Source organism: Pseudomonas sp. CCOS 191, assembly GCF_001007005.1.
GTDB lineage: Bacteria > Pseudomonadota > Gammaproteobacteria > Pseudomonadales > Pseudomonadaceae > Aquipseudomonas > Aquipseudomonas soli.
Genome location: NZ_LN847264.1, coordinates 2,277,393 through 2,291,526, shown reverse-complemented (window position 1 = coordinate 2,291,526; position 14,134 = coordinate 2,277,393). Strand labels below are relative to the sequence as shown.

Below are 14,134 nucleotides of genomic sequence, written 5' to 3'. Positions count from 1 at the left end.
TGTTACATCCCTGCGAAGCAAACCCCGGATTATAGCCTTGCGATGTACCGCAGCGGACAAATGCCAGTCAGTCTCACTTAGTCCAAATGGTTCTTTTCATATGCAAAAACATCACTTTAGCGCATAAACCCACTCTGCTATCGTTCCTCCGCTCCGCCCCGGAGTGCGCGGCCGTGCGCGCGATTAGCTGCATGCAGCCTGAGACAGGACTTATATGTACGTATACGACGAGTACGATCAGCGGATCATCGAGGACCGCGTCAAGCAGTTCCGTGATCAGACCCGCCGCTACCTGGCCGGTGAGCTGAGCGAAGAAGAATTCCGCCCTCTGCGCCTGCAGAACGGCCTGTATATCCAACGTTTCGCGCCGATGTTGCGAGTCGCCGTGCCCTATGGCCAGCTGAACGCACGTCAGACCCGCATGCTGGCGAAGATCGCCCGCGACTACGACAAGGGCTATGCGCACATCAGCACGCGCCAGAACGTGCAGTACAACTGGCCGGCGCTCGAAGACATCCCGGAAATTCTCGCCGAGCTGGCCACCGTGCAGATGCACGCGATCCAGACCAGCGGCAACTGCCTGCGCAACGTCACCACCGACCAGTTCGCCGGTGTCGCCGCCGATGAGCTGGTCGACCCGCGCCCATGGTGCGAAATCGTCCGCCAGTGGACCACGTTCCACCCGGAATTCGCCTACCTGCCGCGCAAGTTCAAGATCGCCGTCAACGGTTCGAGCGACGACCGCGCCGCCATCGAGGTGCACGACATCGGCCTGGAGCCGGTGCGCAACGCCGCAGGCGAACTGGGCTTCCGCGTATTGGTCGGTGGCGGCCTGGGCCGTACCCCGGTGATCGGCGCGTTCATCAACGAGTTCCTGCCCTGGCAGGACCTGCTCAGCTACCTGGACGCCATCCTGCGCGTGTACAACCGTTACGGTCGTCGTGACAACAAGTACAAGGCGCGGATCAAGATCCTGGTCAAGGCCCTCACCCCGGAAGTGTTCGCCGAGAAGGTCGAGGCCGAAATGGTCCACCTGCGTGGCGGCAACACCACCCTGACCGAGGCCGAAGTACAGCGCGTCGCCCGCCACTTCGTCGACCCCGAGTACCTGGCCCTGGACAACACCGACTTCAGCGCGCTGGACGCCGAGCACCCGGGCTTCGCCCGCTGGCGCTCGCGCAACACCCGCGCGCACAAGAAGCCGGGCTATGTTGCCGTGACCCTGTCGCTCAAGCCCACCGGCGTCGCCCCGGGCGACCTGACCGACAAGCAGCTCGACGCGGTCGCCGACCTGGCCGAACGCTACAGCTTCGGCTACCTGCGCACCTCCCACGAGCAGAACATCATCCTCGCCGACGTCGAGCAGCGACAGCTGCACGCGCTGTGGCTGGAACTGCGCGAGCAAGGCTTCGCCACCCCGAACATCGGCCTGCTGACCGACATCATCTGCTGCCCGGGCGGTGACTTCTGCTCGCTGGCCAACGCCAAGTCGATCCCGATCGCCGAATCCATCCAGCGCCGCTTCGACGACCTGGACTACCTGTTCGACATCGGCGAGCTCGACCTGAACATCTCCGGCTGCATGAACGCCTGCGGCCACCACCACGTCGGCCACATCGGCATCCTTGGCGTGGACAAGAAGGGTGAGGAGTTCTACCAGGTCTCGCTGGGCGGCAATGCCGCGCGCGACGCCAGCCTGGGCAAGATCCTCGGCCCCTCCTTCGCCCAGGACGACATGGCCGACGTGATCGAGAAGCTGATCAATGTGTACGTCGAGCGGCGCACCGAAGACGAGCGCTTCATCGACACCTACCAGCGGATCGGCATCGACCCCTTCAAGGAACGCGTCTATGCAGCGAATCATTAAGAACAACCAGATCGTCGACGAAACCTGGCACCTGCTGCCCAAGGACGTCTCGATCGACGAACTGACCAACTGCGACGACTACATCGTGCCGCTGCAGCTGTGGCGCGACCATCCGAGCCTGCTCAAGGCCCGCGACGGCGGCCTGGGCATCTGGCTGGACAGCGACGAAGAAGCCGAGGAAATCGGCGAGCAGGTCGAGCACTTCCAGGTGATCGCCCTGAACTTCCCGGCCTTCACCGACGGGCGCAGCTACTCCAATGCGCGCCTGCTGCGTGACCGCTACAAGTTCAAGGGCGAGCTGCGCGCCATTGGCGACGTGCTGCGCGACCAGCTGTTCTACATGGCCCGCTGCGGTTTCGATGCCTTCGCCATCCGTGCCGACAAGGATCCCGAAGACGCCCTGCAGAGCCTGAAGGACTTCTCGGTGACTTACCAAGGCGCCACAGACGAACCGCTGCCGCTGTTCCGCCGCCGCTGATCGTCGCTTGCAGTACTCCCGGCCCGCCTTATGGCGGGCCGATTCGTTTCTGCGCCGGCAAGACGACCATTCCGGACAGGCCGAGGAAATATCCGAACATTCACTCAGGTTTGCTGATGGCATGCCGATATCAAGGCATATCCTTTTCACTCCGCAAGGAAAGCGACGATGAGCCCAATCACCTCGGCACTGCGATTCACGCCGATCCAGACTCCACCCGCTCCCGCGCAGAACCTGATCGTTCGCCAGCCCACGAGCGTCGCCAGCGCCCCAGGCACCCAGGTCATCCTGGGCCAGGACACCCGCATCCCCGACAGTGAGACCTACACCTCGCGAGGCACGCTGGACAACGCGCAGCCCAGCTACACCTGGGAACAGGACGGGCTGGACAAGCTGAGCATGTACATGTTCAGCGCGGTCAAGTCGTCCTCCACCGCCGCCCGCTTCCAGGGCCTGGGCAGCGCCCTGATGGAGCAACTGGCGGCCAGCGGCGGCCAGCGCGTCTCCCAGTCAGCCCTGCAGGTCAACGAGACCGACACCACCCCGCTGAGCCTGCAGCAGTCACGCCTGCGCGAGTTTGCCAGCAATACCGTCACCCTCAGCCTCACCACCGCCTCCGGCGCCACGGTGAAACTGGGTTTGTACAACGGTGAGCGGGGCCTGGCGGTCGACGCCGAAGTCCAGGGCGGCGAGCTCAACGCCAACGAACTCAAGGGCCTGGCCGCCCTGGCCGACGGATTCCAGTCGGCGATCAATGGTTTGACCCGGCAACCGCCGAGCCTGCAGCTTGGCTCGCTGGTCAAGCTCGATCCGAACCTGTTCAGCGGCCTGCAAATGAATGCCAAGCTGGACTTGCCCAGTGGTGGGCAACAGACCTTCGACCTGCGCCTGGACGGCTCCACCCGCAGCCTGAAACTCGATGGCCCGAGTGGCCAGGTGCAGCTGGACCTCGATTCCCAGGGCGGCGCGCTGCTGGGCGGCAAGGCCCAGCGCCGGGCCGCCCTGGACAACTACCTGACCCAGTTCGACGAGGCGCAGAAACGCGGCAAGGGCGATGCCCAACTGACCTCGCTGCTCAAGGATGCCTTCAGCCAACTGAACAGCATCGACGACAACAGCCCGCGCCCGGCGGGTCATAACGACGCGGTGAACACCTACAGCCGTGCGTTGCTCAGCGGCCTGGCCGACTTCAAGGCCTCGATCGTGCAACCGTCCAGCCGCCCGAACGCACGGCGCCTGGACGAGGAAGACCGCTTCGCCTACCAGGTGTCGCAATCGACCTCGACCAGTGGCCAAGGCACCACCATCGCCCGTCAGCAACGCCAGGAGGCCAAGCTGGATGCCGCCTGGCATTCGAGCCTGTCGTCTGCTGCCAAGCTCACCGAAGCGGATCCGTTCGACGAGAAGAACTACCGTTACCACACGCTCAGCGAAACGGCGAGCAGCACCACCGAACTGTCGTTCGTCGACAATGTGCTCAAGGAAGCCAAGGCCACCCAGGAGGCCACCAGCACCAAGCGCGTGCTCACCTACGAGGGTGGCAAGCTTGAGTCCGATGTCAGCACGCCCGAGTCGGTGAGCCGCTCGCGCAACCTGCTGAACCTGCTCGACGATCTGTTCAAGACCGATGAGAAGGCCCGGCGCAACGGCAGCCAGTACGACCTCGACGCGCAACTGGCGGCCCATGCCGGGCTGTGGCAGTTGCAAACCGACCCGGCGAAGATCCACGACTGACCGAGGCGCCGCCGCGCAGACAAGCCCACCCCTGCAAGGACTGCAGAAGCGGGCTCATCTGCGCGCGGCCTTGGCGCTCAGCGTATCGGCACGTAGATATCCGTCTGCCATTGTTCCAGCGGCGTCTGCGGATAGATGCTCAGGTAGTGGAAGAACAGCGGATGATCGCGCAACTCCTCGCCACTGCCCGGTAGCCAATCACGGTAGATCGGGTAGATCGTCTCGCCGATGTGGTCCGGGGAGCCGACATGGCGCACCACTGCACAGCGCCCAGCGGGCAGGCTCGACTCGTAGACGCCTTGGGCATTCGGTGCCACGGCCTCATGGATTTCCCCGCAGATGGCAAAGCGGAAGTCTTGCGGCGCGGTAGTGTCCGGATTGTTGTAGGGGATGCCGAAGCTGCGACTGCTGGCCACGGGCGACTGCCCGCTGCTCATGCGCCAGTCGATGAACCGGCGCACGGATTCGCTGACCTGGCTCGGCGGCCCCCGATGTTCGAGCGCGGCAAGGCGCACGGCGGCGAAATCGACGATTCGTACCTGCATGGTGATGCTCCTGGAAAAATGAGGAATGGCAAACACCGTATTCCATAGCTGCCAGTCCGGCCGGCGGCGAAACGCGCTGGGCGCATGCCCAAAGGCCCGCCTGAACGCCCTGCTGAATGCCTCGGGGCTTTCGAACCCCGCCGCCAGGGCCGCGTCCAGCACCGAGTGTTCGGGCTGGCCGACCAACCGATGCGCGGCACGGCGCAGGCGCATCAGTTGCACATAACGGGCAACCGGGACGCCCACATAGGCACTGAACTGACGGTGAAAATGAAACACCGAAAAATGTGCCACGGCGCTCAAGGTCTCCACCGACAGGTCACCTTCGAGGTTGTCCTCGATATAGGCCAGTACGGTCTCGAACCGTTGCTGGTAAAGGGCATTGACTGACAAATCAGGTTGCTCCTGGAAATACGGCAGGCCACAGCTTCGTCGATCCTGCCATGATCCCGCCTAGCCGCACTTGCTCAATCACAACATTCTCAGGTAGTCATGGCCTGGCCGCGATCACCAGCAAAGCCGGTGCTATCCAGCGTATCTCCCGCACGCGTGTACGCCATTATTGTCACGCTCTGATCACAACCCAGCCCCGAATTCATGACTCCAGCTCAAAGGACCTTGTTTTGCCGAGGCCTTAATCAATCCCGCCGAACCGCGCACACTGCACGCATTCACTCGACAGGAGCACATCCATGAGCATTCCATCCTTTGGCCTGGGTACCTTCCGCCTCACCGGCCAGGCCGTCATCGACTCGGTCAAGTCGGCGCTGGAGCTGGGCTACCGCGCCATCGACACCGCGCAGATCTACAAGAACGAAGCCGAGGTGGGCCAGGCCATCGCCGAAAGCGGCGTGCCGCGCGGCGAATTGTTCATCACCACCAAGATCTGGGTCGACAACTACGCCGCCGACAAAATGATCCCCAGCTTGCGCGAGAGCCTGGCCAAGCTGCGCACCGAGCATGTCGACCTGCTGCTGATCCACTGGCCCGCACCTGGCAATGGCGTCGAGCTGCCCGAATACATGCAGGCCCTGGCCGAGGCCAAGCGCCAGGGCCTGACCCGCCAGATCGGCATCTCCAACTTCAACATCGAACTGACCCGCCAGGCCATCGCCGTGGTCGGCCAGGGCGAGATCGCCACCAACCAGATCGAGCTCAGCCCGTATCTGCAAAACCGCAAGCTCACCGCCTTCCTCGCGGAACAAGGTATCACCACCACCTCCTACATGACCCTGGCCTATGGCAAGGTCCTGAAGGATCCGCTGCTGGCGCAAATCGCCGCCAAGCACAAGGCCACCGTGGCCCAGGTGGCCTTGGCCTGGGCATTGCAACTGGGCTACGCGGTGATCCCTTCATCGACCAAGCGCGAGAACCTGGCCAGCAACCTGCTCGCCCAGAGCCTGCGCCTGGACGCCGACGACATGGCGCGCATCGCCACCCTGGAGCGCGGCGGCCGTGAAGTCAGCCCGGACGGCCTGGCGCCGGCCTGGGACTGATATCCTTCGGGCATGGAGGCCCACCTCCCTGATTTCAACCGCTTTTTCGGAGCTCCCAATGAGCACGCTTTCCCCCGGACGGGTGCTGTTCGCCCTGGCCATCGGCGCCTTCGGCATCGGCACCACCGAGTTCACCCCCATGGGCCTGCTGCCGGTGATCGCCGACGGCGTCGGCGCCAGCATTCCCAGCGCCGGCATGCTGATCACCGCCTATGCCATCGGCGTCATGGTCGGCGCGCCGATCATGACCTTGCTGTTCAGCCGCTTCGGCAAGCGTGCCGCGCTGATGATGCTGATGGGCATCTTCACCCTCGGCAACCTGCTGTCGGCGCTGTCGCCGGACTACTACACCCTGCTTGTCTCGCGCCTGATCACCAGCCTCAACCATGGCGCCTTCTTCGGCCTGGGCGCGGTGGTCGCCGCCAGCGTGGTGCCCCGGGACAAGCAGGCCAGCGCCGTGGCCACCATGTTCATGGGCCTGACCATCGCCAACATCGGCGGCGTGCCGGCCGCCACCTGGCTCGGCCAGCAGGTCGGCTGGCGCATGGCCTTTGCCGGCACCGCGGTGCTCGGCCTGCTGGCCATCGCCGCACTGTGGTATGCGCTGCCCAAGGGCGAGCGCGGCAACGTGCCCCATGTGCGCAAGGAACTGGCAGTGATCGCCCGCCCCAACGTGCTGCTGGCCATGGCCACCACCGTACTCGGCGCAGGCGCCATGTTCACCCTGTACACCTATGTCGCACCGGTGCTCGCCGAGCTGACCGGCGCCTCCGCCAGTTTCGTCACCCTTGGCCTGGTGCTGATTGGCGTCGGCTTCACCTTGGGCAACAGCCTGGGTGGCAAGCTGGCCGACTGGTCGCTGGACGGTGCCGCAAGGATCTTCCTCGGCGCACTGGCGGCGATCATGCTGCTGATGCCGCTGGTACTGGGCAGCCATGTCGGCGCGGCGCTCGCGCTGCTGGTCTGGGGGGTGTTCACCTTCGCCGTGGTTCCGCCGCTGCAGATGCGGGTGATGATCGCCGCGGCCGAAGCGCCGGGGCTGGCGTCGTCGATCAACGTCGGCGCGTTCAACCTGGGCAATGCCGTGGGCGCGGCCCTGGGTGGCGCGGTGATCAGCCTGGACCTGGGTTACGCGGCGGTGCCGATGGCCGGTGGCCTGCTGGCGGCGGCCGGGTTGCTGCTGGTGTGGCTGGGCGGGCGTGGCAAGGCCACCGACGAGGCCTTGGGCAAGCCGGCCTGAGACAGCCGAAACAAACAAGAACGCCGCCACCCCTGAGGGATGGCGGCGTTCTTGCGTTGCAGCCGCAGGCGGTCAGGCCGGGGCCGAAGTGCGGATCAAGTGATCGAAGGCGGCCAGCGAAGCCTTGGCGCCCTCGCCCACGGCGATGACGATCTGCTTGTACGGCACCGTGGTCACGTCACCGGCGGCGAACACACCCGGGATGCTGGTCTGGCCCCTGGCGTCGACGATGATCTCGCCGCGCGGCGACAGCTCCACGGTGCCCTTGAGCCAATCGGTATTGGGCAGCAAGCCGATCTGCACGAAGATGCCTTCCAGCGCCAGGTCATGCAGCGCCTCGGTGCTGCGGTCCTTGTAGCGCAGGCCGGTGACCTTTTCACCGTCGCCGACCACTTCGGTGGTCAGCGCGCTGGTGATCACCTTGACGTTCGGCAGGCTGTGCAGCTTGCGCTGCAACACGGCGTCGGCACGCAGCTGGCTGTCGAACTCGATCAGGGTCACCTGGGCAACGACGCCGGCCAGGTCGATGGCCGCTTCCACGCCGGAGTTGCCGCCACCGATCACCGCCACGCGCTTGCCCTTGAACAGCGGGCCGTCGCAGTGCGGGCAGTAGGCCACGCCGCGAGCGCGGTACTGCTGCTCGCCCGGCACGTTCATTTCACGCCAGCGGGCACCGGTGGCCAGGATCACAGTCTTGGCCTTGAGCGAGGCGCCGCCGGCCAGGCGTACTTCGTGCAGGCCGCCGTCGCTGGCCGGGATCAACGCTTCGCCGCGCTGCAGGTTCATGATGTCGACGTCGTACTGCTTGACGTGCTCTTCCAGCGCCGTGGCCAGCTTCGGCCCTTCGGTTTCCTGCACCGAGATGAAGTTCTCGATGGCCAGGGTGTCGAGCACCTGGCCGCCGAAACGCTCGGCCGCAACACCGGTACGGATGCCTTTGCGCGCGGCGTAGATCGCTGCGGCGGCACCGGCCGGGCCACCGCCGACCACCAGCACGTCGAAGGCGTCCTTGGCGTTGATCTTCTCGGCCTGGCGGGCGCCGGCATTGGTGTCGATCTTGCCAAGAATCTCTTCCAGACCCATGCGGCCCTGGCCGAACACTTCGCCGTTCAGGTAGATGCTCGGCACGGCCATGACCTTGCGGGCTTCGACTTCATCCTGGAACAACGCGCCGTCGATGGCGACGTGGCGCACACTGGGGTTGAGCACCGCCATCAGGTTCAGCGCCTGGACCACGTCCGGGCAGTTCTGGCACGACAGCGAGAAGTAGGTCTCGAAGGTGAACTCGCCTTCCAGCGCCTGGATCTGCTCGATCACTTCGGCACTGGCCTTGGAGGGATGGCCACCGACTTGCAGCAGCGCCAGCACCAGGGAGGTGAATTCGTGGCCCATGGGGATGCCGGCGAAGCGCAGGCTGATATCAGACCCCGGGCGGTTCAGCGAGAACGAAGGGCGACGGGTGTCGGCGCCGTCCGCGCTGAAGGTAATCAGGTTCGACAGGCCGGCGATTTCCACCAGCAGGTCGTGCAATTCACGGGACTTCGCGCCGTCGTCGAGGGAGGCAACGATCTCGATCGGCTGGGTGACCCGCTCCAGGTAGGTTTTCAGTTGCGATTTAAGCGTGGCGTCCAACATACGGGCGATTCCTTTTTCAAAACTCGGATACAAAAACGCCCAGGCGAGGTCGCCCGGGCGTTTTTACGGGGCGGTAACTGTTTCAGCTTTGGCGGCTGTCTACCGCCCGCGGGGTGTGCATCGACTTAGATCTTGCCGACCAGGTCCAGCGACGGTGCCAGAGTAGCTTCGCCTTCCTTCCACTTGGCCGGGCAGACTTCGCCTGGGTGAGCGGCAACGTACTGGGCAGCTTTGACTTTACGCAGCAGCTCGGCAGCATCGCGGCCTACACCACTGTCGTTCAGTTCGACGATCTTGATCTGGCCTTCCGGGTTGATCACGAAGGTACCGCGATCGGCCAGGCCGGCTTCCTCGATCAGCACGTCGAAGTTGCGCGAGATGACGTGGGTCGGGTCACCGATCAGCGGGTACTTGATCTTGCCGATGGTGTCCGAAGTGTCATGCCAGGCTTTGTGGGTGAAGTGGGTGTCGGTGGACACGCCGTAGATTTCCACGCCCAGTTTCTGGAACTCGGCGTAGTTGTCGGCCAGGTCGCCCAGTTCGGTCGGGCAGACGAAGGTGAAGTCGGCCGGGTAGAAGAATACGACGGACCACTTGCCTTTCAGGTCGGCTTCGCTGACCTGGACGAACTCGCCGTTGTGGTAGGCGGTGGCGTTGAACGGTTTGACCTGGCTGTTGATGATAGGCATGAGAGACGCTCCTTCATGGATTGAATTTCAATGGGTTGAAATCAGTTGACGGAGAGAATCCTAACCGCTGGTCCCGTTAAAGGCTCATTGGCAAAGCTCATGCTTGCGATTGGTTTTGGCTATAAGGCGGGATTATTAATAGAAGGGATTGGGCTGAGCAAAGGATTGCGCGGGGTCAAAAGCATCGCGGGGCAAGCCCGCTCCCACGCCCGGCGATAACTGGCGTGGGAGCGGGCTTGCCCCGCGACAAGGCGTATCAGCGAGTGACGGTACGCATGGTCACGAATTCTTCGGCGGCGGTCGGGTGCACACCGATGGTTTCGTCGAACTGCTGCTTGGTCGCCCCGGCCTTCAGGGCGATACCCAGCCCCTGGATGATTTCGCCGGCATCCGGGCCGACCATGTGGCAACCCAGGACCTTGTCGGTCTCGGCGTCGACCACCAGCTTCATCAGGGTCTTCTCCTGGATGTCGGTGAGGGTCAGCTTCATCGCCCGGAAGCGGCTCTCGAAGATCTGCACCTTGTGCCCGGCGGCCAGCGCCTGCTCCTCGGTCAGGCCCACGGTGCCGATCGGCGGCTGGCTGAACACCGCTGTCGGGATATTCTGGTAATCGACAGGACGGTACTGCTCAGGCTTGAACAAACGTCGGGCCACGGCCATGCCTTCGGCCAGAGCCACCGGCGTCAGTTGCACCCGGCCGATCACATCGCCGATGGCCAGGATCGAAGGCTCGGTGGTCTGGAACTGCTCATCGACTCGGATGAAACCACGCGGATCCAGCTCCACCCCGGTGTTTTCCAGGCCTAGGTTATCCAGCATCGGCCGCCGACCGGTGGCGTAGAAGATGCAATCGGCCACCAGCTCGCGACCATCCTTGAGGGTGGCCTTGAGGCTGCCGTCATCGAGTTTGTCGATGCGCTGGATATCGGCGTTGAACTGAAGGTCCATGCCGCGCTTTTCCAGCTCCTCCTTCAGGTGCGTGCGCACCGAGCCGTCGAAGCCGCGCAGGAACAGGTCGCCGCGATACAGCAGCGTGGTAGCGGCGCCCAGGCCCTGGAAGATGCCGGCGAACTCCACGGCGATATAACCGCCCCCCACTACCAGCACGCGACGTGGCAATGCCTTGAGGTAGAAGGCTTCATTGGAGGTGATCGCCAGTTCCTTGCCGGGGATGTCGGGCACCTTTGGCCAGCCACCGGTGGCGATCAGAATGGTGGCCGCCGTGTAGCGCTGGCCCTCGACCTCCACTTCATTGGCGCCGGTGATCCGGGCATGCCCCTGCAGCAGGGTGACGCCACTGTTGACCAGCAAGTTGCGATAGATGCCGTTGAGGCGCTCGATCTCGCGGTTCTTGTTGGCGATCAGCGTACCCCAGTCGAAATGCCCCTCCTCGAGGGTCCAACCGAAGCCCGCGGCCTGTTCCAGCTCGTCGGCCACATGGGCGCCGTACACCAGCAGTTTCTTCGGCACGCAGCCGACGTTGACGCAGGTGCCCCCCAGGTAACGGCTCTCGGCCACCGCCACCTTGGCACCAAAGCCCGCAGCGAATCGCGCCGCGCGCACACCGCCGGAACCGGCACCAATCACGAACAGATCAAAATCGTAGGCCATGCATTCAGTCTCCTAGGCAGGCGCCCAGCATAGCGCCGTTGCCTGCCACAGACAAAAAAGCCACCCCGAAGGGTGGCTCTTGAACCTGCCGGGCGAACTCAGTACGCCTTGCCGGTCTTGTAGAAGTTCTCGAAGCAGAAGTTGGTCGCCTCGATGTAGCCTTCGGCGCCACCGCAGTCGAAACGCTTGCCCTTGAACTTGTAGGCGATCACGTTGCCTTCGGCGGCCTGTTTCATCAGCGCGTCGGTGATCTGGATCTCGCCGCCCTTGCCTGGTTCGGTCTGTTCGATTTTCTCGAAGATATCCGGGGTCAGGATGTAACGGCCGATGATGGCCAGGTTCGACGGTGCGTCTTCCGGCTTCGGTTTCTCGACCATGGAATCCACGCGGAAGATGCCGTCCTTGATCTCTTCACCGGCGATAACGCCGTACTTGTTGGTTTCCTGCGGGTCGACTTCCTGGATGGCAACGATCGAGCAGCGGTACTTCTTGTACAGCGCGACCATTTGCGCGAGCACGCCATCACCTTCGAGGTTCACGCACAGGTCGTCGGCCAGTACCACGGCGAACGGCTCGTCACCGATCAGCGGGCGGCCGGTGAGGATAGCGTGGCCCAGGCCTTTCATTTCGGTCTGGCGGGTGTAGGCGAACGAGCACTCGTCCAGCAGACGACGGATGCCGACCAGGTATTTTTCCTTGTCGGTGCCCTTGATCTGGTTTTCCAGCTCGTAGCTGATGTCGAAGTGGTCTTCCAGGGCACGCTTGCCACGGCCGGTGACGATGGAAATTTCATTCAGGCCGGCGTCCAGTGCCTCTTCAACGCCATACTGGATCAGTGGCTTGTTGACCACCGGCAGCATTTCCTTGGGCATGGCTTTGGTAGCGGGCAGGAAACGAGTGCCGTAACCGGCTGCCGGGAACAAGCATTTCTTGATCATATACGTCCTTAACAAGGGCTTTGCGTACGAAATTCGGCGCAGTCTAATCAGGCGGCGGTCACCTTACAATGCCCCCCGCAGCGGCCGATGCCATCATAGAGACATTCCAGTGTAGTTAGTTCCGCAAGGGCATGGATATTAAGCGCCCGACGGCTTGCCACAGAGCCGGCCCGCACCCGTGAAACGACCATGGCTGCGGGCTTGGCCTTTCATCGGATCAGCTCAGCCACCGATGCCCTGTCCGATCAGAACGCCATCGACTTTCCGCCCATACAGGTTGACCCCGTCATTGGCATGGAACTTCAGCCGGGTCTTCTCGATCGAGCCCTCGACCAGGCGCGGATCCTGCGGCCGCTCATGGCGATTGATCCAGGCTGCCACGTCCCAGGCCTGCTGGTCGCTCAGGCTGCCGGGCTTGCCCAATGGCATGTTGTACTTGATGAACGACGCCGCCGTGTTGATCCGGTGCATGCCGGCCCCCCAGTTGTATGAGTCCTTGCCCCACAGCGGCGGCATCACGTACTCCCCGGCCACCTTCTGCCCTTCGCCGTTGCCGCCGTGGCAGATCGCGCATTGTTCGTCATACACCTGCTTGCCGCGCTTGAAGTCGTAGCCATCCTTGGGCTTCGGCACTTCCGGGTAGCCGCGACCGGCGATCTCCACCCCCGTCGGCGCCTGGGTCGACAGCCAGTAGGCATAAACGCTCAACGCGGTCATCTGCGGGCTGTCGGCCGCCGGCGGCTTGCCGTTCATGCTGAAGCTGAAACAGCCCTGGATACGTTCGGCGAAGGTGTTGACCTTGTCGTTTTTCTTGCGGTACGCCGGGTACATCGGATAGGCGCCCCAAAGCGGCGCGGAATGGAACAGGCGGCCCTGATCGAGGTGGCAGTTGCTGCAGTTCAGGCCATTGCCGACAGCCTCGGGCATCAGCCTGCGGGTATCGACGAACAGCGCATGCCCTTCACGGACCATCTTGCCGAAGGCGTTATCCGGGATGGCGCTTTCCGCGGGGGGTACGAATTGCGGGGCCGCCTGTACGCCCGGCACCTTGAGCTGGGACTGGTCTTCCATCGCGATAGGGGCGGCCTGGGCAGCGCCCATGACCAGCAGCAACAGGCTTGGCATAAGGGTTTTCATGGCTTGGCCTCCTGGCTTGCCGGCTGTGCGAAGTAGTCGGCAACCGCCTTGACCTCGGCATCGGTCATCGCTTTGGCGACATCCACCATCAGCTGGTTGGGGTCGTTGCTGCGGCTGCCATCGCGCCAGGCGTTGAGCTGTGCCACCAGGTAGCCGGCCGGCTGCCCGGCCAACGGCGGGAAGTGCTCGCCGACACCGCTGCCACCCGGGCCATGGCACTGCACGCAACCGGGAATCTTGCGGCTCCAGTCGCCATAGATGGCGAGGCGCGCCACCGGATCGGTGGCAATCTGCTGGCGGCGCGTGTCAGGTGCGGTATCGGCCGGCAGCTTGGCGAGGTAGGCGCTGATCGCTTCGATTTCCGCATCGTCCAGGGCCTTGGCCAGTGGCTCCATCACCGCCTGCTTGCGGCTGCCACTGCGAAAGTCCTGCAATTGCTTGCTCAGGTAACCGGCAGGCAAGCCGGCCAGGCGGGGAAAACCGGCGGCGGCGATGCCTTTGCCGTCCGGGGCATGGCAGCCGAGGCAAGCCATGGCGGCGGGATTCTGCCCGCCCTGGTTGAAGATTTTCTGGCCGTCGGCAGCGTGCGCCGAGGGCCAGGCCAAGATCAGCAGGCTGCCGATCACGACATGGCTCAGGGGTTTCATCACGGAGGCTCCATTTCCTTGTTATAAGCTTAGGCTCAAACGATATAAGCCCAGAAATACTAGGCCTATTCCCCGGCCTGCGACAACGTGCCGCCGGGAAGGAAAATGGCAATACG

At 63.7% G+C, this 14,134-nt stretch carries 12 protein-coding genes; 5 read left to right on the top strand and 7 right to left on the bottom strand.

All coding sequences use genetic code 11. The features are described from left to right. The first annotated feature begins 214 nt into the window (after positions 1 to 214). The 3 genes from CCOS191_RS10560 to CCOS191_RS10550 all read left to right on the top strand — a co-directional run bounded on the left by CCOS191_RS10560 (position 215) and on the right by CCOS191_RS10550 (position 4,079). The gene (locus CCOS191_RS10560; protein ID WP_046855144.1) at positions 215 to 1,867 is read left to right on the top strand and encodes a nitrite/sulfite reductase; all 1,653 of its coding nucleotides are present in this window, start codon (positions 215 to 217) and stop codon (positions 1,865 to 1,867) included. Beyond that, positions 1,851 to 2,345, top strand: coding sequence for a DUF934 domain-containing protein (locus CCOS191_RS10555; RefSeq protein WP_046855143.1), 495 nt, complete (start codon positions 1,851 to 1,853; stop codon positions 2,343 to 2,345). Before CCOS191_RS10560 ends, CCOS191_RS10555 begins: the two co-directional genes overlap by 17 nt. Positions 2,346 to 2,513: 168 nt before the next feature. Next, positions 2,514 to 4,079 carry a hypothetical protein gene (locus CCOS191_RS10550; RefSeq protein ID WP_046855142.1) on the top strand — a complete coding sequence of 522 codons (1,566 nt, stop codon included), beginning with the start codon at positions 2,514 to 2,516 and terminating at the stop codon, positions 4,077 to 4,079. Between the two features lie 77 nt (positions 4,080 to 4,156). Here CCOS191_RS10550 and CCOS191_RS10545 read toward each other — a convergent pair whose 3' ends face one another. Next, complete coding sequence (locus tag CCOS191_RS10545) at positions 4,157 to 5,017, bottom strand: AraC family transcriptional regulator (RefSeq protein WP_231867482.1); 861 nt, start codon at positions 5,015 to 5,017, stop codon at positions 4,157 to 4,159. 299 nt (positions 5,018 to 5,316) lie between these two features. Between CCOS191_RS10545 and dkgB the strand changes: the two genes are divergently transcribed. Together dkgB and CCOS191_RS10535 are read left to right on the top strand one after the other, a co-directional pair. Next, entirely contained in the window at positions 5,317 to 6,120 is an 804-nt protein-coding gene (gene dkgB, locus CCOS191_RS10540) for a 2,5-didehydrogluconate reductase DkgB (protein ID WP_046855140.1), read from the top strand. Positions 6,121 to 6,178: 58 nt separating this feature from the next. Then, positions 6,179 to 7,360 (top strand): MFS transporter, encoded by a 1,182-nt coding sequence (locus CCOS191_RS10535; RefSeq protein ID WP_046855139.1) that lies wholly within the window; start codon positions 6,179 to 6,181, stop codon positions 7,358 to 7,360. Between the two features lie 72 nt (positions 7,361 to 7,432). On the opposite strand, the gene ahpF is transcribed toward CCOS191_RS10535, so the two are convergent. The 6 genes from ahpF to CCOS191_RS10505 form a co-directional block, all read right to left on the bottom strand. Continuing rightward, on the bottom strand, positions 7,433 to 8,995 hold the full coding sequence (ahpF, locus tag CCOS191_RS10530; RefSeq protein WP_046855138.1) for an alkyl hydroperoxide reductase subunit F: 1,563 nt from the start codon (positions 8,993 to 8,995) through the stop codon (positions 7,433 to 7,435). Between the two features lie 125 nt (positions 8,996 to 9,120). Continuing rightward, a complete protein-coding gene (ahpC, locus tag CCOS191_RS10525) occupies positions 9,121 to 9,684 on the bottom strand; it encodes an alkyl hydroperoxide reductase subunit C (RefSeq protein WP_046855137.1) in 564 nt (187 codons plus the stop codon). Positions 9,685 to 9,940: 256 nt separating this feature from the next. Then, on the bottom strand, positions 9,941 to 11,296 hold the full coding sequence (gorA, locus tag CCOS191_RS10520; protein ID WP_046855136.1) for a glutathione-disulfide reductase: 1,356 nt from the start codon (positions 11,294 to 11,296) through the stop codon (positions 9,941 to 9,943). Positions 11,297 to 11,394: 98 nt separating this feature from the next. Beyond that, positions 11,395 to 12,234: a UTP--glucose-1-phosphate uridylyltransferase GalU gene (gene galU, locus CCOS191_RS10515; RefSeq protein WP_046855135.1), complete on the bottom strand. Its 840-nt coding sequence runs from the start codon at positions 12,232 to 12,234 to the stop codon at positions 11,395 to 11,397. Between the two features lie 222 nt (positions 12,235 to 12,456). Beyond that, on the bottom strand, positions 12,457 to 13,371 hold the full coding sequence (locus CCOS191_RS10510; protein WP_046855134.1) for a c-type cytochrome: 915 nt from the start codon (positions 13,369 to 13,371) through the stop codon (positions 12,457 to 12,459). After that, positions 13,368 to 14,018, bottom strand: coding sequence for a c-type cytochrome (locus CCOS191_RS10505; RefSeq protein ID WP_046855133.1), 651 nt, complete (start codon positions 14,016 to 14,018; stop codon positions 13,368 to 13,370). Before CCOS191_RS10505 ends, CCOS191_RS10510 begins: the two co-directional genes overlap by 4 nt. Between the last annotated feature and the right edge of the window lie 116 nt (positions 14,019 to 14,134).